The 20,390-nt window shown below is 42.7% G+C and carries 17 protein-coding genes and 2 pseudogenes; 6 read left to right on the forward strand and 13 right to left on the reverse strand.

Annotated features, from left to right (window positions below; genetic code table 11):
- Positions 1-552, forward strand: a 552-nt coding sequence (locus QZ106_RS05530; RefSeq protein ID WP_367259969.1) for a hypothetical protein, incomplete at its 5' end; no start/stop codon positions are given.
- Between the two features lie 51 nt (positions 553-603).
- Here the strand turns inward: QZ106_RS05530 and QZ106_RS05535 are convergent.
- Complete coding sequence (locus QZ106_RS05535; RefSeq protein WP_295975328.1) at positions 604-3,657, reverse strand: glycoside hydrolase family 2 TIM barrel-domain containing protein; 3,054 nt, start codon at positions 3,655-3,657, stop codon at positions 604-606.
- Positions 3,658-3,823: 166 nt separating this feature from the next.
- On the opposite strand from QZ106_RS05535, the gene QZ106_RS05540 reads away from it, so the two are divergent.
- Positions 3,824-5,038, forward strand: coding sequence for an aromatic amino acid transporter (locus tag QZ106_RS05540; protein WP_295975330.1), 1,215 nt, complete (start codon positions 3,824-3,826; stop codon positions 5,036-5,038).
- A gap of 108 nt (positions 5,039-5,146) precedes the next feature.
- Here QZ106_RS05540 and QZ106_RS05545 read toward each other — a convergent pair.
- The 10 genes and pseudogenes from QZ106_RS05545 to galE all read right to left on the reverse strand — a co-directional run.
- A pseudogene (locus QZ106_RS05545) lies at positions 5,147-6,336 on the reverse strand (class I SAM-dependent DNA methyltransferase); the annotation flags it as partial.
- Positions 6,306-6,617: an SWIM zinc finger family protein gene (locus QZ106_RS05550; RefSeq protein WP_295975331.1), complete on the reverse strand. Its 312-nt coding sequence runs from the start codon at positions 6,615-6,617 to the stop codon at positions 6,306-6,308. The gene QZ106_RS05550 and the pseudogene QZ106_RS05545, both read right to left, overlap by 31 nt.
- A gap of 272 nt (positions 6,618-6,889) precedes the next feature.
- A complete protein-coding gene (locus tag QZ106_RS05555) occupies positions 6,890-7,519 on the reverse strand; it encodes a HEPN domain-containing protein (RefSeq protein WP_295975333.1) in 630 nt (209 codons plus the stop codon).
- 6 nt (positions 7,520-7,525) lie between these two features.
- Positions 7,526-8,722: a DUF262 domain-containing protein gene (locus QZ106_RS05560; RefSeq protein WP_295975334.1), complete on the reverse strand. Its 1,197-nt coding sequence runs from the start codon at positions 8,720-8,722 to the stop codon at positions 7,526-7,528.
- A gap of 80 nt (positions 8,723-8,802) precedes the next feature.
- Positions 8,803-9,150 carry a DUF3418 domain-containing protein gene (locus tag QZ106_RS05565; protein WP_367259970.1) on the reverse strand — a complete coding sequence of 116 codons (348 nt, stop codon included), beginning with the start codon at positions 9,148-9,150 and terminating at the stop codon, positions 8,803-8,805.
- Complete coding sequence (locus QZ106_RS05570) at positions 9,066-9,353, reverse strand: hypothetical protein (RefSeq protein WP_295975335.1); 288 nt, start codon at positions 9,351-9,353, stop codon at positions 9,066-9,068. Before QZ106_RS05570 ends, QZ106_RS05565 begins: the two co-directional genes overlap by 85 nt.
- A gap of 312 nt (positions 9,354-9,665) precedes the next feature.
- On the reverse strand, positions 9,666-10,310 hold the full coding sequence (gene adk / locus QZ106_RS05575) for an adenylate kinase (RefSeq protein WP_048750318.1): 645 nt from the start codon (positions 10,308-10,310) through the stop codon (positions 9,666-9,668).
- A 131-nt stretch (positions 10,311-10,441) separates the two neighbouring features.
- Positions 10,442-11,737, reverse strand: coding sequence for an AmpG family muropeptide MFS transporter (locus QZ106_RS05580; protein WP_295975355.1), 1,296 nt, complete (start codon positions 11,735-11,737; stop codon positions 10,442-10,444).
- A gap of 18 nt (positions 11,738-11,755) precedes the next feature.
- Positions 11,756-12,097 (reverse strand): hydrogenase maturation nickel metallochaperone HypA, encoded by a 342-nt coding sequence (gene hypA / locus QZ106_RS05585; RefSeq protein ID WP_295975338.1) that lies wholly within the window; start codon positions 12,095-12,097, stop codon positions 11,756-11,758.
- 5 nt (positions 12,098-12,102) lie between these two features.
- Positions 12,103-13,119 (reverse strand): UDP-glucose 4-epimerase GalE, encoded by a 1,017-nt coding sequence (galE, locus tag QZ106_RS05590; RefSeq protein ID WP_295975340.1) that lies wholly within the window; start codon positions 13,117-13,119, stop codon positions 12,103-12,105.
- A 114-nt stretch (positions 13,120-13,233) separates the two neighbouring features.
- On the opposite strand from galE, the gene QZ106_RS05595 reads away from it, so the two are divergent.
- Complete coding sequence (locus QZ106_RS05595; RefSeq protein ID WP_295975342.1) at positions 13,234-13,644, forward strand: DUF805 domain-containing protein; 411 nt, start codon at positions 13,234-13,236, stop codon at positions 13,642-13,644.
- Positions 13,645-13,884: 240 nt separating this feature from the next.
- Positions 13,885-15,216: an NCS2 family permease gene (locus QZ106_RS05600; protein ID WP_295975344.1), complete on the forward strand. Its 1,332-nt coding sequence runs from the start codon at positions 13,885-13,887 to the stop codon at positions 15,214-15,216.
- Between the two features lie 52 nt (positions 15,217-15,268).
- Here QZ106_RS05600 and tilS read toward each other — a convergent pair whose 3' ends face one another.
- On the reverse strand, positions 15,269-16,579 hold the full coding sequence (gene tilS, locus QZ106_RS05605; protein WP_295975346.1) for a tRNA lysidine(34) synthetase TilS: 1,311 nt from the start codon (positions 16,577-16,579) through the stop codon (positions 15,269-15,271).
- A 65-nt stretch (positions 16,580-16,644) separates the two neighbouring features.
- Positions 16,645-17,598 carry an acetyl-CoA carboxylase carboxyl transferase subunit alpha gene (gene accA / locus QZ106_RS05610; RefSeq protein WP_295975348.1) on the reverse strand — a complete coding sequence of 318 codons (954 nt, stop codon included), beginning with the start codon at positions 17,596-17,598 and terminating at the stop codon, positions 16,645-16,647.
- Between the two features lie 633 nt (positions 17,599-18,231).
- On the opposite strand from accA, the gene selD reads away from it, so the two are divergent.
- Together selD and QZ106_RS05620 are read left to right on the forward strand one after the other, a co-directional pair.
- Complete coding sequence (gene selD / locus QZ106_RS05615; RefSeq protein ID WP_295975356.1) at positions 18,232-19,272, forward strand: selenide, water dikinase SelD; 1,041 nt, start codon at positions 18,232-18,234, stop codon at positions 19,270-19,272.
- A 498-nt stretch (positions 19,273-19,770) separates the two neighbouring features.
- A pseudogene (locus tag QZ106_RS05620) lies at positions 19,771-20,390 on the forward strand (ATP-binding protein); the annotation flags it as partial.

The following is a 20,390-nucleotide window of genomic DNA, read 5'->3' on the forward strand; positions in this document are numbered from 1 at the left end:
AAAGCGGGCGAAATGAAAGAGGCTGCAGCTGAAAAGATGTCCGCGGCTAAAGACGCGGCTGCAGAAAAAATGGATGCGATGGCAACGAAAGCCGGCGAAATGAAAGAGGCTGCAGCTGAAAAGATGTCCGCGGCTAAAGACGCTGCTACAGAAAAAATGGATGCGATGGCAACGAAAGCCGGCGAAATGAAAGAGGCTGCAGCTGAAAAGATGTCCGCAGCCAAAGACGCTGCATCTGAAAAAATGGATGCAATGAAAACCAAAGCGGGCGAAATGAAAGAGGCTGCAGCTGAAAAGATGTCCGCGGCTAAAGACGCTGCTACAGAAAAAATGGATGCAATGAAAACCAAAGCTGGTGAAATGAAAGAATCTATGGCAACCAAAGCGGGCGAAATGAAAGAGGCCGCTGCAGCGAAAATGGATTCCATGGCAACCAAAGCAACAGAAATGAAAGACGCGGCTGCTGAAAAAGTGAATCAAGCAAAGGATGCCGTATCTGAAAAAGCAGCGGAAGTAAAAAATGCAGTGAAAAGCGAAATGGAAGGCAAGTAAAGCAGAAAATTATTTTGTAACAAGGGGGAGAAATCCCCCTTTTTTCTTGCTCTAAATTGAATGCGTCAAAAAATGGCATTTCACGTCAAAATCAAACAGTGTTTCATTTAAACGGTATGCCTGTTTTAATGCAGGTCCACAGGAATTTGACCCAATGCCACTCATTTTGTAATCAATACACAGCACAGTACTGTTGCTTTCGACAAGATCATCGTGATGCTTTTTCATTGCCAATTCTTCTTGGCGATAAGGCGAAAGATTGAAACTAAACGGTGTGGTTGCCGTGATAAAAATCTGCCGATTTTCTGACCACACTTTAACGTAAGAACAGCCATAATGGCTACCATTTTCCTGTGGCTTCAAATAAGGCACGTGATTTTGCCGAACCGTGGTGTGATAATGACCTAACAGGGAAGACTGATGTTTATCAATATAGCTTTCTGTTGGGCCATAACCGAAATATTCAGCCTGTTGATAGGCGCGATCTAAACAGAAACGTAAACCAAAACGCGGTAAGAAAGGCAAGTGCGGCGCTTTTTCCCCATGAATTTTGATGTGTAATGTGCCAAATTCATCTAGGCGATAGATGACGTCTAAGGTTAAAATTCGAGCCTTGGATACCGCCACTAATGCTGATTTGACTTTAATTTCAACCGCACTTTCATATTGTGTCACATGGCATTCATAGGCGCGAGTGATTGCGCGATCGTATCCTGCCGCTTGCCAGTGCGCGTTGATTAAGCCATCATTATCTAAAGGCGCGCGCCAAATATTGAAATCCAACGGCTGTTGCAACAAGGATTCGCCCTGATGGAAAACCTGCTGCAAAATGCCTTTTTGTTTATCAAATACATAACAATGATCTTGTTGTTGTACACGAATATGCTTGGCATCTTCCTGTACCGAAAGTGTGGCTTTTGTTGGTGGCTCAATGCCCAATGGTGGCATGATTGGCAATCTTGGGCGATGAAAAAGATTGAGTTGATCGAAGCCTAAAATATATGTCGCCGGCACGAAATCGGTGGCTCGACATTGTTCGTAGAATAAGGTTAACAACCATAAATTGCCGTTATCCGCAGGCAGTTCCAGTGGCAAAAGTGCGGTGTGTTTTGGCGCAATTTGGATCCCATTTATTTTTCCTTCTTGCATGACAATGCCATTTTCTAAAAGTTGATAGCGAATGCTTAAGCACTCGGCGGTATTCGTGAAATCCCAATAATTGGTCAGCCACACCTTGCCGTCTTTTAACTGCGCGCGAATGGGACGTTGTACGTTTTTTAGCTCTAATAAGTTACTTTGAATTTGACGATCTGCCGTCACCAAACCATCAGCGCAGAAATTTCCATCATTGGGAACATCGCCAAAATCGCCACCGTAGCCCATGCAGTCGGTTCCTGCCAAATAGGGCGAATGGTTGCACCATTCCCATACAAAACCACCACAGGCACCGGGGTATTTTTGCATCGCGAGGAAATAATCTTCTGCATCGCCACAAGAATTGCCCATCGCGTGCAAATATTCGCAAAAGATATAAGGTTTACGATTTTGTGGATGGGCAAAATAGGCGTCCATGTCTTCGGGGGCCGTGTACATTTCACTATGCAAGTCTAAATTTGAGGTATCATTTTGATGGGCGGAATGCTGGAAAATCGCATTTTCATAATGGACTAAACGGCTGGGATCACGCGCTTTCACCCAGGCGGCGGCCGCTTCAAAATTTTCACCGTAGCCGCTTTCATTGCCGAGTGACCAAATCACCACCGAAGTGCGGTTTTTATCCCGCTCCACGTTGGCATAGGTACGGTCTAAAATCGCGTTTTTAAATTCAGGCGCGCGAGCCGTGTAACAATAATTGTCAATCGTTTGTTGTCGAATGGCATCCTGATCGATATCTGTTTTCACGCCAAGTAAAATGCTGCTTTCCGGTGTCGGCACATACACGGCATTGGTGCCATGAGATTCAATATCGCTTTCGGCAATGACATAAAAACCGTATTGGTCGCAGAGTTCGGTAAACCAAGGTGCATTGGGATAATGTGATGTACGGATGGCGTTAAAATTATGCTGTTTCATCAGGCGTAAATCCTGCAATGCCTGCTCACGATGAATTACATAACCGGTGCGTGGATCGCTGTCATGTCGATTGACCCCTTTAAATTTAATCGCTTGCCCATTGAACAATAACACGCCATTTTTTACCTCAATTTTACGCAAGCCGATATGCTGACAAATCACCTCTGAACCATAACGAAAAACTAGCGTGTAAAGATTTGGTTGTTCGGCATTCCATAAGATCGGCTGAGCAAGAAAACATTCGAAATCTTGACCGCACTTTTCCGCCACTAAATGCTGTTTGGGATCAAAGAGTTGCCAATGAATGTCTTGCCCATGATGATCAGAGAAAATACATTCCACCGTGATATTAGCTGCCGTGAAATCATCGTTTAATGCCGTTTTTATAAAGAAATCCTGTAAATAATGGGCTTCCCGTTCCAACATATAAACATCACGGAAAATGCCCGACATTCGGAATTTATCTTGATCTTCCAAATAACTGCCATCACACCATTTCAGCACGATGACTGTGATGTTATTTTCACCAAACTGTAAATAATTCGTTACATCAAATTCTGAGGTGCAATGACTGATTTGGCTATAACCCACAAATTGTTCGTTGAGATATAAAAACAAGCAACTGTCCACGCCTTCAAAATTCAGCAAATAACGCTTATTGGCTTTGGGTGTCAAGTTCAATCGGCGTTGATACCAACCGCATGGGTTTTGTTGCGGAACATAAGGCGGATCAAAGGGAAAAGGATAATTGACATTGGTGTATTGATGTTGATCGTATCCGTGATTCTGCCAATTTGACGGCACGGGAAGCTGACTATTTGGAGTGAGTTGAAGGAAGTTTTCCGGCAGATCCCAATAGCTTGAAAAATACTGAAACTGCCAATTTCCGTTTAAAGGAATGAAATAATCTGAATATTCTCTGGGATTTTCTACCGCACTTTTATGTGTCGCATGAGGAATAAAATAGGCATGGTGCGGTGTGGTATTAATGTGGAGTATGGAAAGGTTTTGAAAATAGTGAGGCAATGACATAATGCACCTTAAAAACAACAAATTATGAAACCAATATACGCAATTTCTCCGCTCAATTTTAGACAAAATGGTAATTTTGTGATTTAAATCACAATCTTTATTTTACAGAGTGTAAAATTTGCAATACAATCATTGTAAATTTTTAAATACACAACAAGGAATATCTATGAATAAAACAGTAGGAAGTACGCTGCTCGTGGCAGGTACCATGATTGGCGCAGGCATGTTAGCCATGCCGTTAACCTCCGCCGGCATTGGCTTTGGCGCTACCTTATTTCTTCTACTTGGGCTTTGGACGCTGTTAACCTTCAGTGCGTTGCTGTTCGTTGAGCTTTACCAAACCGCACCAAGTGACGCCGGCATCGGCACGCTGGCAGAGCAATATTTCGGTCGTCCGGGACGAATTATTTCCACCGCTGTATTAATTGTCTTTTTATACGCGCTCATTGCCGCCTACATCAGTGGTGGCGGTTCTTTGTTGACCGATACACTGCCAACCATCGTTGATCGTGACACGACCGGCAAAGTCGCCGTATTGATTTTTACCCTTTTCTTCGGCGCGTTTATCATTATCGGTACGCACAGCGTAGATAAAATTAACCGCGTGTTGTTCTTTGTGATGATTGCCACGTTCGTGATGGTGTTAAGTTTGATGTTGCCGGAAATTAAACTCGACAACTTGATGGCAATGCCCATTGATAATGCGCTGATCATTTCCGCCAGCCCGGTATTTTTCACCGCGTTTGGTTTCCATGGTTCTATTCCAAGCTTAAACAAATACCTCGGCGGTAACGTCAAAGCCTTGCGCATTTCCATTTTAGTGGGTTCCGGTATCACCTTGTTCGCCTACATTTTATGGCAACTCTCCACCCACGGCTTGCTCACACAAAACGAATTTCTGCAAATCTTGCAACAAGATGCCACGTTGAACGGCTTAGTCACCGCCACCTTAACCATTACCCAAAGCAGTATGATGGCAAACGCTGTGAAGATCTTCTCCACCTTGGCGTTAATCACCTCATTCTTGGGCGTGGGACTTGGCTTACTAGAATGTATTGAAGACCTATTAAAACGTTCTTTTAACATCAATGCAGGACGTTTTTCCTTAGGTTTAATGACGTTCATCCCACCAATCGTCTTCGCCTTATTCTACCCACAAGGTTTCATTTTAGCGTTAGGCTACGCAGGTCAAATGTTTGCGTTCTACGCCGTGGTTCTTCCGGTTTCGCTGGTATGGAAAGCACGCCGCATTCACCCAAATTTGCCATATAAAGTCTGGGGCGGCAAAGCCACGCTACTCATTGTTTTAGTCCTTGGCGTCATCATTACCTCCATCCCATTCGCCATCCGCGCCGGCTATCTGCCATTTGTGGTGGGTTAAAATCACCTAAAAAAACAACCGCACTTAAAAATAATAAAAGTCGCTTGAAAATCTAATTTAAATTTCAAGCGACTTTTTATCACTCAACAAACAAGCTAGTTAGATCTATCAATTTCCACCATCAAATATCAGCGTTTGCAGCTTTTCTTTAATCTCTTTTTCCAATTTGGCTGATTCCGCAAAGAGCTTGTCCAAATTTGCCGAAAATCCCGCCATTTTATGCTCAAATTCCTCGGCGGAAATATCCACATAATCAATTTTTACTTCAAAATATTGAGCTGCCGACAAGCTGTAATTCTTCGCTTTGATTTCATCATAGCCGACCATCACGCTGAAATTTTCCACTGCTTGTTTGTGCGTGAAGGTATTGCAGATTTTTTGTTCTTCCTCACGGGAAAGAACAGTTTTTTGGTTTTCATCAACACTGGTTTTTGTACCCAAGCCCGAGGCATCGATTAATACCACTCCGTCTTTATTGGCTTTATCGATAAACAGGATGGAAACGTTGGTTACCGTGGTGGCGAAAATATTGGAAGGCATGGAAACCACACCAGCAAGCATTTTGTTTTCCACCAAATGTTCGCGGATTTTTTTGTCGATGCCTGATTGGGCAGTGATAAAACCCGTCGGCAACACAATCGCCGCTTTGCCGTTTTCTTTCAGGCTAAACAAAATATGTTGGATAAAGAGCTGATAGATTTCCATCTTCTCTTTCTTTTTAGGCTTGATTTTCGGAATACCAGCAAAAAAACGTTCGTTGTTTTCCTCGCTTTCCAGCTGATCGCGGAAATCGCTGAAATCCAATTTAAACGGCGGATTGGAAACAATGAAATCAAATTTTTTCAGACGGCCTGAATCGTCTTTATGGGCAGGCGACAAAATCGTATTGCCTTGAACCACATTATTCAAAGAATGCACCAAATTGTTCAAAATCAGATTCAGCCGCAAAAGATTGGACGATTTTTGCGAAATATCCTGCGTATAAATCATACATTTATCTTCGCCGATGGCATGGGCGACATTCATCAGCAGTGTTCCCGAACCAGCCGACGGGTCGTAAACGTCCACGCTGCGGATTTGCCCGCGCACCTACTCCGGCACCAAAATATCCGCCATAATTCGCGCCACCGCGTGCGGCGTGTAGTATTCGGCATATTTGCTGCCGGAATTGCTGTTGTAGTCTTTAATCGGGTATTCAAAAATCATGGCAAAAAATCGAATTTTTGCGCAAAAATCGCCTCGAAACTAAAACCCGCTAGCTTGGAAATCAGCGCACGGCAAAAATCGTCGCGTCGGTTTCGTCAGGCTGCCCCTCCGGCGTTTGAGCGCGCACCGCATACCACAACGCCGCCATATGCTTGCACGCCCAGCCATAAGGACAATCGCAGCCCCCGTCCTTAATGTACAAATCACTATCCAGCTTCAGCCATACCGAATAGTTTTCCGAACCGCACACCTCCGCCCGATAACGCTCGGCGGAAGTTTTTTGGACATCGCGAACCTTGCCCTGCTGAAAATACAGCAGGCCGCGTTCGGCGATATGGGGCGGGAATAGGCGGGGTAGGTAGATACCGGACATGGTTTGCTTCCAAGAAGTTGTTGAGACATGGTAAGTTTACTGGTTAGGGCGATGTTTGGGGAGATGGTGGTGGGAAGATTTGTTTAGCAAAGAGGCAAAAGGTCGTCTGAAAATGGGTTTCAGACGACCTTTTGGTGGAGTAGAAAGGGGGGAGGTGAGAAGATACATACACGCGGTTGGATCTAGGCTACGGTTTGCTTGGGTTTGGCTGAAAATGGCGTGAGTAGATAAAAGCACCGTATATTGATTTTTTGATATGCATTATCAAAAGTTTACGAACTTAAATATAGTTTAATGATTTCTTGGTCAAATTTTTTTATTCCTTCAAGAAGGGAATTTGACTTATTTAGAGAGTCTTGTGGACTAACACTAGAATTTATTCTACTTTTATGTGAAGTATGCGCGATTTTCCCCCTATCACTACCAAATGCATCCATATTATTTATCCAAGAATCATCTAGATTATCATAATCAACCCCTGTCGGAATAATTATCTTTTTTAAATCATTACGTTTTATTCCATGATTTGATTTAATGATATGGGAATATTGTGACGTAGCCAACTGAATTGCTTCCTTAATATCTTTTGCTTTCTTCGGCTCTCCTTCTTGTTCAACCCAGCTATGGTGGTATGAAGCTAATAAGCAAAAAAGAGTCGGAGAAGTTTTAGATTCATCAGCCCATTGTTTAGCAACATGTTTAATCAAATCGTGACAAACGGTTTCAATATAGGATTCTATTTCTGCATGTACTAGTAATATATAAGCCTCTGTTAATAAGATAGTTTGATCATCATAGTTACCCAATGCATCAAATTTCTTAGGTAACATACTATTTCGAAGATAAGATAATCTTTTTTGTAGATCATTTAGTAGTTTTGTTCTTATATTTTTAGGGTTCATAATTTATTAATCCGACACTAGAGTATATTTAGGCAAATTAGTCCCAATAGTTTCGTTTAAAAATAATGACCAGGTATTTATTCTACATTGAGTGGATGAAAGGCTCTTAGTAGTAGTTTCAAGTGATTTTAGAAAATCTTCCTTGTTAGAACATAAATCTTTAAAGCCTTTTTCAATTGTATTATGAAGTTTATTATCTTCTGTTTTTTTTAAAACCTCTTGATCAGAGAAAGTCAAAATCATAATATCGTATATTGCTCTATTAAATCGAGATTCATAAGACACTTTATTCCATTTTCGATAAGCATTTTCACCAAAAATTTCTACTATACGAGAATGAGCCTTTGTGAATAAATCGAACTGATTTTCTAAGTCTTCTTTTTTTTCTAAATTTTCAAGCCATGCCTTATTTAACAAATAACATGTGGAATCTAAAAAGCTCTTCAAGTTTCCTGTGTATTTATTTATGAAATTTTTAAAAGCAAAATATCTTAATAATAATTCTGTATCCCTCATCCTGAAATCAACCGTATCATCTTTTAAACCAAGAATATGCTTTAATTCTTGACTTTTCATCGATTTTTCATTTAAAAATTTAACGAATTCTCCAGGGTGAAGAGCTTGCCTTAGCTCTTGAGTTGATAACGGCACACTTCCTGTATTTAATCTTAAGAATACTAGATATAAAAAATCTTCACTCATCCAGTTTTTTATTACTACTGTTCTAATAGGTTGATTTTCAAAGCTTGAAAAATCATCTGATAACTCAATATCTTGCGACAAGTCTTCATAGCTTTTTTTATTAAGTTTTTTTCGAATATCCAATCCTTGTAGATTAAATTTTTTATAATCCAAGCTGTTTTTGGGTATTGTAAATTGACGTAAGCTAAGTAAACGCTGCTTTCCATCCAATACAATATATTTACCTTTTTGATCTTTAGATTCTGCTAACACTATTTGAGGGATTGGTAAACCTAAAATCAAAGATTCTATAAATTGGCTTTTCTTTTTCTTATTCCAAGCATCTCTCCTTTGAAAATCAGGATTTAAGATGATATTTCCTTTTTCTATTTGTCTTATGATGGTTTCAGTAGTCCAATCATTGCTACTAACAACTACATTAGGAATGGATTTAGAGTCAAAGTCTAAATCCTCAGTTACATCTTGATCATCTTCAATATCAAATAAATCATTGATTTTCATAAGCAATATACCCATTGACCAAATTATTAATAATATATGTTGGTAAATATTACACTAATCTTGCAAGATTATACATTGATTTAGTAAGTAAGTTTTATATTATCCCACTCCTTCCACAACCTCTTCACCGACACCGGGTACGGCGTCTTCAATTCCTGCGCGAACAGCGACACTCTCAATTCTTCAATCATCCATTTAAACGCAGCGAGGTCGTCTGAAACGGGTTGTCCTTGTTTCACTAAGCCGTCGGTTTTTTCCTGCCACATTTGTTCCAATTCCTGTATGTCGGCTTCGCGGGCTGCGTCGCGGGCGGGGTTGCTGCTGTATTTTTCGAGGCGCAGGGTCATGGCTTTGAGGTAGATGGGGAGGCGCGGCCATTGTGCCCACGGGGTGCGGGTGGCGAAACCGGCGGCGAGCAGGGGTTGCAGGGCTTTTTTAAGGCTAGAAGCTGTTTTTTGTCTTCTATTTGGCTAATTTGGCTGCAAAATTCTTCGGCGTTTTCGGTATCGAAATCAAACAGGGCGTTTTTGATGTCTGCAATTTCCTGTTCGATTTCTTCGGCAGTTTTGAATAGCACGAAATCGTGAATGCCCGAAAGGGTTAAATAACGTTCCGTGCGTGGTTTGGTCATGCATCAAGATGCACGATACGCATGAAATCGTGAATTACGCATCGAGGTTAATCATTTGTGCAACAAGTTGCACGCTACGAGGGGGTAAATAATCCTTCAATATGTTGAATTTTGGTTGTTAGCCTTGTTCATTATATCGCGAGGATTTTTTCTGTTCATCGCTTAAGCTATTTGGCTCCATACGCATAGTGCATGGTTTTTATAGCTAGACTTTGGCTGGCTATAATAAAAAAGACGGCGTTTGATTTTCACATTAAACGCCGTCTTTTTATCAACGATTGGCTTCTGCAGAATTTTCCTTATTATCGGCAATTACCCTAAGATTTTATCTAATGCTTTGCTGACATCTTCCACTTTTTGCGTGCCGTCTAAGCGGAAATATTGGGTGTTGCCCGCTTTGGCTTCTGCTTGGTAGTAATCCACTAATGGTTTGGTGGTGTTGTGATACACTTTCAAGCGGTCTAACACGGTTTCCGGTTTGTCATCGGCACGGATAATCAAATCTTCGCCGGTCACATCATCTTTGCCTTCCACTTTCGGTGGGTTGTAAACGATGTGGTAAGAACGACCGGAAGGTTGGTGCACACGACGACCGCTCATGCGTTCTACGATCACTTCATCCGGCACATCAAATTCCAACACATAATCAATGGCGATGCCGGCAGATTTCAATGCGTCAGCTTGTGGAATCGTACGAGGGAAGCCGTCAAGTAAGAAACCTTTGGCGCAGTCAGGTTGGGCTACGCGTTCTTTCACTAAGGAAATGATCAAATCATCCGGCACTAATTGACCGGCGTCCATTAAGGTTTTCGCTTGTTTGCCTAATTCGGTACCGGCCTTGATCGCAGAGCGTAACATGTCGCCCGTGGAAATTTGCGGGATGGCAAATTTATTCATGATGAATTGTGCTTGTGTCCCTTTTCCTGCGCCCGGTGCGCCTAATAGAATAATTTTCATGTTGTCCTCTTTTTTAAATGAAAAATAACTGAAAAAACCACCGCACTTTTCCTATTTCGGGAAGAAAGTGCGGTCGGTTTTGAAAATGTTTTATTAATCGTGGCGTATGGTTGCTTAATTCCCTAAAAATGTCAATTGCTTGCATTCGGTGCGGTGACTTTTTCGTTCCACGGGGCGACCCAGCATAAGCAGAGCATGCCCGGGATGGCTAAAAATAAGCAAATCCAGAAGAAATGGTAGTAGCCTACCGCTGCAACGATTTCGCCGGAAAGTGCGCCAAGCCCTTTGCTCGGTAAGGCGGCAAGGCTGGTAAACAACGCCAGTTGAGTGGCAGTGTAAAACGGATTGGTTTCACGTGCCATAAAGGCAACAAACGCCGCTGTGCCCAGTCCCACACCAATGTATTCGCCACAAATCACAATGCCAAGTTTTAAGCGCGCTGCGTTATCAACGACGTGGAAATAATCAAATCCGGCAAGCCAAATAAACCCGCCGATAGTAATCAGTTGAATAAAACCAAAGACCCAAAGCGCGCGGTTAATGCCGAGACGCAACATCACAATGCCGCCTGCCATGCCGGCAATAATGCTCGACCACAACGCCGTGCTTTTTACTACTAAGGCAATGTCGGTTTTGCTAAAGCCCATGTCCACGATGAATTTACTTTGCAACGTGGTGGCAAGGGCATCGCCGAATTTATAGAGAAAGAGAAACGCGATAAAACCGAGACCGGCATAAATGCCTTTACGTTGGAAAAATTCTTGTAGCGGAATGGTAAAAGCTTGGTAGAACGGCTGCTTGCTTTGATGAATTTGAATTTGTGGCTCGTGACTTAAAAAGAAGGTCATAAACAGCCCACACAGCATGAAAAGTGCGGTCAATAAAAACACCGTTTTCCATGGCAGGAACGTGGCGAGATACAATGATAGTCCGCCCGGAATCAAACCGGCAATTCGGTAGGCATTAATGTGAATCGTGTTGCCTAAACCTAATTCGTTATCACGCAAAATTTCCCGTCGATAAGCATCCAATACAATGTCTTGGGTGGCGGACATAAAGGCGATGAACGTGGCAAGAAAAATGACCATTTGCATTTGTTCTTTCGGATCGTATAAACCGATCAAGTAAAGACTCAACAGAAGCAAGAGTTGGGAAATGGCAAGCCAACTGCGACGGCGACCGAGAAATCGAGGAAAATAGCGATCCAGCAAAGGCGCCCACAAAAATTTGAGCGTGTAGGGGAGCGTGACTAAAGTAAACGCGCCAATGGTTTGCACGCTAATGCCGTTATCCGACAACCAAATCGGCAACATTTGCAGCAGCACGAAAAGTGGCAAACCGGAGCTGAAACCGGTAAAGACACAAATCAGCATATTGCGGCTGAAAATTTGGGTGGCAAGAGAGGGCCTAATCGGTTGTTCTGTCATCATGATTTCAAGGAAATTTTATTCAACGGCAATTTCTTTAATGCGGAGTTCATCGCCGCTTTGGCGTTGTAAATGCACGCTGCCGCAATGGGGGCAAGTGCTGTTATTGGCTTGAATTTCGACGAATTGTTTGCAATCCCAACACCAAGCTTTGGCAGGAATGGAAATTAAATGAAGCTTGCAATTTTCCGCCGGTGTGCCTTGTGCTGCCATTTCAAAGCCAAATTCCAACGCACTGGATTCAATGCAAGAAAGGGTGCCGACCTCCAGCCAGAGGTCGGTGACTTTGTTGACATTGTGTTGTTTGCATTGCTGCTCAACAATTTCAATGATGTTTTGACACAAAGAGAGTTCGTGCATGACACTTAATCTCTATAGCCTTTCGGGTTATTTTTTTGCCAATTCCAGGTGTCTTTCATCATTTGTGCTAAACCACGCTCTGCTTTCCAGCCCAATTCTTTGGCGGCAAGGCTCGGGTCGGAATAACAGGTGGCGATGTCGCCCGGACGACGATCCACTAATTTATAAGGAATTTGAATGCTATTTGCTTGTTCAAAGGCTTTTACCATGTCTAAGACGGAATAGCCCACGCCGGTACCTAAATTATAAATGTGCAAGCCAGCATCATCTTGATGGCGATCTAGCGCTTTTAAGTGGCCAATCGCCAAATCCACCACATGAATATAATCACGCACGCCGGTGCCGTCATGAGTGTCGTAATCGCTACCGAATACGGAAAGTTGAGGCAATTTTCCGATTGCCACTTGGCTGATGTAAGGTAATAAATTGTTTGGAATGCCATTCGGGTCTTCGCCGATTAAACCGCTTTCATGTGCGCCCACCGGATTGAAATAGCGCAAAATGGTCATGCTGAATTTGGGTTCGGCTTTGGCAATATCGCGTAGGATTTGTTCCACCATAAACTTAGAGGTGCCGTACGGGTTAGTCGTGCCGCCCACTTTGCAGTTTTCGGTAATCGGAATGATTTCAGGATCACCGTAAACGGTGGCAGAAGAACTGAAGACGAAATTCCACACGCCGGCTTTTTTCATTTCTTGTAATAAAACCAATGAGCCGGTGACATTGTTCATATAGTATTCAGCCGGTTTTTGCACACTTTCGCCGACGGCTTTTAAACCGGCAAAATGAATGACGGAATGAATCGGATTTTCAGCAAAGATTTTTTGTAACAAGTCGCGATCTAACACATCGCCTTCATAAAATTTTACACTCTTGCCGGTGATTTGTTTCACACGTTCTAAGGATTTTGGCGAAGAGTTGCAAAGATTGTCTAATACCACAACCTCTTTGCCAGCATTTAATAATTCGACGACAGTATGCGAACCGATATAACCGGCACCGCCGGTGACTAGAATGGACATTTTAATTTCCCCTTATTGCGAATATAACTCATAGAAATTGTGTGCTAGTATAACACTGTTTTTAAATCAAAACATGAGACGGATTAGTCGCTTATTTATTCTTGGGAGGAAACTATGAACTGGTATTTGCATGTACTCAAAAACTACGCCACTTTTTCAGGACGGGCAAGACGAAAAGAATATTGGATGTTCTTTTTATTTAACGTGTTAATTAGCCTTGGTTTGGGTGTGCTTGATGTTGTGGCAGGAACTTACAGTGTTGAGTATGAAACCGGATTTTTTAGCGGCCTGTATTCCTTGCTTGTTCTTATACCAGGTATTGCTGTTGGCGTTCGTCGCTTGCATGATACCAATCGAAGCGGTTGGTGGATTCTGATTTCATTAATTCCTATTATCGGCGTTCTTGTATTGTTTGTGTTTATGTGTTTGGATAGTCAGCCGGGAACAAATCGTTTCGGCGTGAACCCAAAAGAAGCTGCATCACAAACGCTTCCTGCGGTCGAAACAGATCGTTTTATCAGCTAATTATCAGTGCGTAGCGTGCAACTTGTTGCACGAATGATTAACCTCGATGCGTAATTCATGATTTCGCGTGTAGCGTGCAACAAGTTGCACGCTACGATTCTAATTTTTTATTCAAATAGAGAGAAGGCGAGAAGCATATTCGCTGTCTCTTTTTTATTTCTTGCGCAAACGTTTACTTCTTTTGGCGTTGCGGTAAAATACCGCCCTCTTTTTTTCAACGACAAATTAAAAGGTAATTTCATGTCATCTTCTCCATCTTCCGCTTTAGAAAAACGCTTTGAGTTGACTAAACGCGGTTCCACCGTACGTAAAGAAATTGTGGCAGGTTTAACCACTTTCCTTGCGATGGTGTATTCCGTTATCGTTGTGCCGAACATGTTAAGTGCGGCAGGTTTTCCAGCAGAGTCGGTCTTTATTGCCACCTGTTTAGTGGCCGGTTTAGGCTCGATTTTAATTGGCTTTTGGGCGAATGCGCCCATGGCAATCGGCTGTGCCATTTCGTTAACTGCATTTACCGCATTTAGCTTGGTTATCGGACAAAAAGTGAGTATTCCGGTTGCCTTAGGTGCGGTCTTTTTAATGGGGGTTTTCTTTACCCTGATTTCTGCCACAGGTATTCGCGCTTGGATTTTGCGTAACTTACCGGTGGGTATTGCGCACGGTGCAGGGATTGGTATCGGTTTATTCTTGCTTTTAATTGCCGCAAACGGCGTTGGTCTTGTGGTGAGTAACCAAGCCGGTTTGCCGGTAAAATTGGGCGTGTTTACTGCATTTCCGGTGATGATGTCATTAATTGGTTTGGCGTTAATTATCGGTTTAGAAAAAATGCAAGTGAAAGGCGGCATTTTATGGGTGATCATCGCCATTACCGTGGTCGGTTTAATTTTTGATCCGAATGTGACCTTTAACGGTCAAGTTTTCAAAATGCCAAGTTTCGGTGAAGAGTCTTTATTCTTGCAATTAGATATCATGGGCGCATTGCAACCGGCTATTTTACCGGTGGTGTTCGCTTTAGTGATGACTGCGGTATTTGATGCTACAGGCACCATCCGCGCAGTGGCAGGACAAGCGGATTTATTGGATAAAGACGGTCAAATCATTAATGGCGGTAAAGCCTTAACGTCCGACTCCGTCAGTAGCTTATTCTCCGGTATTTTCGGCACAGCACCGGCAGCCGTGTATATCGAATCCGCTGCAGGGACTGCCGCAGGCGGTAAAACCGGTATCACCGCCATCGTTGTTGGCGTATTGTTCCTGTTGATGTTGTTCTTCCAACCATTAGCGTTTTTAGTGCCAAACTATGCGACAGCGCCGGCGTTAATGTACGTGGGATTATTGATGTTAAGCAACGTCAGCAAATTGGATTTTGACGATTTCGTTGGCGCCATGAGCGGTTTGATTTGCGCGGTGTTTATCGTGTTAACGGCAAACATTGTGACCGGCATTATGTTGGGCTTTGCTGCATTGGTGATTGGCCGTGTGGTGAGTGGCGATTTCAAACGCTTAAATATCGGCACCATTGTGATTGCCGTTGTTTTAGTGGCTTTCTATGCTTGTGGTTGGGCGATTTAATTCAGCCAATAAAGACAATAAAGGCGCATGAGTATGCGCCTTTTTGTTTGTCTTAATCTTGAAAAACAGTGAAAAAACCCACCGCACTTTGTAACTTATCACCATAGAAAATGAGTGGGATGCGTTGTCGTTGCCAAGGGGCCACGTTCAACTGTTGCCACACTTTTTTAATGTCTTTATTCACGCCGTTTGAGGTTAATTTCACTTTGCCCGAATAACGAAATCGAATCCAAACTTTCGTTCCCTCTAAGGGTAAATTTAATGCTTCTTGATGTGTTTGCCCATTTTCATCCTGCCAAAGTGCGGTCATTTTTTCGGTTGTTTTTTGCAGTAACAACGTGCCTAAATGATCCGGCAAGGGAATGGGGTGATTAAATCTCGCCTCAATATATTCTTGTGAAATGTCGGCAAATATCGGCGTGAGAAATAAACGGTTTTGATAGCGGCGGACAATGTTATCGCCTAGGTGAAATTGTGGTTGTGCATCGTCTTTCGCGAAAATGACATCCGAAATAATTTGTTCTAATTGCACGAGAGAGGGCAGGGCAACGCCCCAATCTTGCAACCATAAGCGTAACAAGGCGCGTTGTTTCACCGGCGAATAGTCGGCGAAATGTTGCAGGTTAAAAGTGCGGTCATTTTTCACGATGTTTTTTTGATATTCTTCCGCTAACAGCTCATTAAGCAGTTGTTGTTGTTCATAACAATGTTGCGCGGAACGTTGCACTGCCGAATCAAAATGCGCCCAGCGTTGGCGCAATTCGGGCAGCACGACATTACGCAGGAAATTGCGATCGTATTGATTATCTTCGTTGCTTTCGTCTTCAATCCAACTCAGCTCTTGTTGTTGTACAAACGCCAGCAATTGTTGGCGGCTAAAATTCAATAAGGGACGAAAAATGGGCACACCGTAAACATTGCTTTTAGTCTGCATGGCACCTAAACCTTGCAAACCACTGCCGCGTTTTAGGGCAAGGAAAAAGGTTTCTGTTTGATCTTGTTGATGGTGTGCCGTGGCGAGCCATTCAGTCGGTAAAATCTGCTGTGCAATGGCTTCATAACGGGCTTGGCGAGCACCTGCCTCAATACCGTTTTCTGTGCTGACGTTCACGTATTGAATTTGCAATGGAATACAAAATTGGCGGCAAATTTGTTGGCAATGAGCTGACCAAGCATCGGCATGGGCGCTTAATCCGTGATGAATGTGGATGGCGCGCAGCTGAAAGTGCGGTTGTTTTTCACGGAGTTTCGCAAATAAAGCGAGCAGTGCGGTGGAATCCAAACCCCCGCTAAACCCAATAAGAAAGTGAGTTTGGTTTGGTGCAAATCGTTGTAATTGCTGTGAAAAACAGTCGAGGAGCATAGGCGAATGGCACGGGTAGAGGACATTCCCTCCCGTCTTCGGGAGGGATTAAAATGAGACTTTTTTTATACGTAGCCGTAACTCATTAAACGTTGATAACGACGTTCTAGCAGCTTTTCTGTGTCAAAGACGTCAAGGTCGTCTAAATCGGCAAGCAGGCGTTTTTTCAAGTTTTGCGCCATTTCATCGTAATTGCGGTGCGCACCGCCCAACGGTTCCTGTACGATATTATCAATTAAGCCAAGTTTTTTTAAACGATTGGCGGTTAAACCCATGACTTCTGCTGCGGTGGAGGCTTTATCGGCGCTTTTCCATAAAATAGATGCACAACCTTCCGGGGAAATCACGGAGTAGGTCGAGTATTGCAACATATTGACTTTATCACCCACGCCGATAGCCAACGCACCGCCGGAACCGCCTTCACCGATAACGGTACAAATTACCGGCACTTTGAGGGTCGACATTTCGCGTAAGTTACGAGCGATAGCTTCTGACTGACCGCGTTCCTCTGCGCCTACACCCGGATAAGCGCCCGGAGTGTCAATGAAGGTGATGATAGGCAATTTGAAACGTTCCGCCATTTGCATGAGGCGTAAAGCTTTGCGGTAGCCTTCTGGTGCCGGCATACCAAAGTTGCGTTTTACTTTATCTTTCACGGTACGCCCTTTTTGGTGGCCAATCACCATCACCGGTCTGCCGTCTAAACGTGCTAATCCGCCAACAATGGCCTTGTCATCGGCAAAAGCACGATCACCGGCAAGTTCTTCAAATTCGGTGAAAATATGTTCGATGTAGTCAAGAGTATAGGGACGATTCGGATGACGAGACATTTTTGACACTTGCCACGCATCTAAATTTGCAAAGGTTTTTTCGGTTAATTCGATGCTTTTTTTCTGTAAACGGGCAATTTCATCATCAAGATTAATTTCATTATCCTGTGTTGTCATTGCACGCAAAGATTCGATTTTCGCTTCAAGTTCGGCAATGGGTAATTCAAAATCTAAGTATTCTTGACTCATGTGTGATTCCTAATTTTGTGAAAATTTTGCACCGCACTTTAACAAGATTTTGGTAGTGGTGCAATTGGACGCGCTATTCTATGCGTTTTTTTCATAAAAGTCATACCATTTCATCTGGTAACACCAGCTAAGATTATGTAATGAAAGTATTTATTGCCTTTGCGCGTGAAAAGAAAAATGAAAAAAATGCGTGAAATATCTGGTTATACGCTAATTGACAATCTGCTAAAACGATTTTATTATGTAACCACTTTCAAGATAAGATGTTTGAAAGTCAGGATTGGTCTCCTGAAATAAGCGGGCTGAAGGTATAGAACACTTTTAGTATCAGTATGTCGCAAACTACAAACCATCATCCATCAATGGTGGACTAGGTAGAAACCCGCAAGGACGCGACGCAGCGAACCGCTTGCTGTTAAGACCAATTCTGCTTAGTTCACCACCCTTTTTCTCTCATCTTCACATTCATTTATACCTCTTGACACCATCGATATCACCTGCTTTTTGTCTTGAAAAAGGCATTTCCATTAATGAATCCTAAACCCAATTACGCTATAATTACACCATTCGTTTAACAAAAAGGAAGTAAGCATGACAGAGCAGGCTTTGCACGCGGAACAGAATGAATGCGTCATAACAAACGACATTCGGCTGACGCAATATAGCCACGGCGCCGGTTGAGGCTGCAAAATATCGCCTAAGGTTTTAGAGGAAATTTTGCATACCGAAATGGCACCGTTTATTGACCCGAATCTCCTTGTCGGCAATGACACCAAGGATGACGCGGCGGTGTATGATTTAGGCAATGGTACGTCGATTATCAGTACCACGGACTTTTTCATGCCCATTGTGGACGATCCTTTCGATTTTGGACGCATTGCGGCAACCAACGCTGTGAGCGATATTTTCGCCATGGGTGGCAAGCCGATTATGGCGATTGCGGTGTTTGGCTTCCCGATTAACAAATTGCCTGCAAGCGTGGCACAGCGCATTATTGACGGTGGCCGTTTTGCTTGTCAGGAAGCGCGCATTGCCCTTGCCGGCGGTCATTCCATCGACTCACTAGAACCGATTTTTGGCTTGGCGGTGACCGGCATTATCGACACTGAGAAAGTGAAACGAAATGCCACGGCACAAGCAGGCTGTCACTTATATTTAACCAAGCCACTGGGCATTGGCGTATTAACCACCGCGGAAAAGCAAGGCAAATTAAAAGCCGAACACAAAGGCTTGGCGACCAAGTGGATGTGCCAAATGAATTTGCTAGGCAGTCAGCTTTCAAACATTGACGGCGTCACCGCCATGACGGATGTCACCGGTTTTGGTTTGTTAGGGCATTTAGCCGAAATCTGCGAAGGCTCCAATCTTAATGCCGAAGTGGATTTTGCTAACATTAAAACCCTAGACGGTGTCGATGATTACATTGCACAAGGCTGTATTCCGGGCGGAACAAACCGTAATTTCGACAGCTACGGACACAAAATCGCTCCAATAACGGATTTACAGAAAGCCGTATTATGCGATCCGCAAACCTCCGGCGGCTTACTCATCGCCGTCAACCCAGATTCGGAAAAAGAGGTTTTTGCTGTCGCCGAAACTGCCGGTGTTGAGCTATATCCTGTCGGTAAACTCATCGAACGACAAGCTACACCGGAATTTATTGTGGTGAAATAGCAGTTAATTTTCTGATCAAACTGCGGTCATTTTTCCAAGTGTTTTTTGAAATGAAAAACGTTTGAGGAAATGACTGCATTTTTTTAGTCATGAAAATTTATGCTAGCGCGCGTTTCCTAACGCGTGCCAAAGAAAATAAATAAAGTGCGGTGAGTTTTTGAGGTGTTTTTTAGTGAAATTAGGCACACGTTGGGAAGCATGCGCCAACAGATTGTGCTAATCAGGAAAGATAGCGCCAGCGTTCACGCGGGTGCTGTTTAATAAAAACATTTTGAATTTTACTCATAACCATCGGCAGAACCAACATTCAAAATTCTTTGGATTTTTTGACCGCACTTTTAGAGTGAGAGGCACAAACGAGGACGCTTGCGCCATCATGGAGACATGCTAGGAAGTGAGCTATATCACAGGAAAGGATGTAGCGTATAAATAATTAATATTGTTTGATATTCTAATTATTTAGTTGAAAATAGAGTCATTTATTATACGGAGGATAAAATGCTTAAAAAACTTAGGCTGCAGGCAGGGACATATCCTAGCTCAGATGAAAACTTGGAAATAGAACTTAGCCCTGTAACTGTTTTTATTGGACCCAATAATAGTGGTAAATCTCAAGCTTTAATTGAAATAGAAGGATGGATAACTAAGGGAAAAACAGAATTATTAAATGTAATTAGCAACTTAGAGTTTGAAAGTTTAACCAGTGAGCAAGTTTATGAAAAAATGTTAGATAGAATAAAAATTGCTCCCTCAAAGAATTTTACTCCCTACAATAGCGATCATTTCTTGGTTGGAAAGTATGGTGATAATTATCAGGTTTATTTACCTAATTTAATCAATACTGCATTATCTCCAAGTAGGGAGAACTTCAAAAATTCAGAATTAGCAAAAATTTTATCTTATTTTACAACAAGGCTTGATGGATATAGTAGATTATCTTTAGTTAATTCACAACATGCGGGTGATTTGCAAGGAGATCCTATAAACAGTTTTTCTAAATTATTTAAGGATCAGGTATTAATGTCTAAAGTTAGAAATGTTATTTATGGTGCTTTTAGAAAGTATTTGGTAATTGATCCTACTAGTTTAGGTAATCTTAGATTGAGATTGTCTGAAGA

Origin of the sequence: uncultured Aggregatibacter sp., from assembly GCF_901873365.1 — a bacterium.
Lineage (GTDB): Bacteria > Pseudomonadota > Gammaproteobacteria > Enterobacterales > Pasteurellaceae > Aggregatibacter.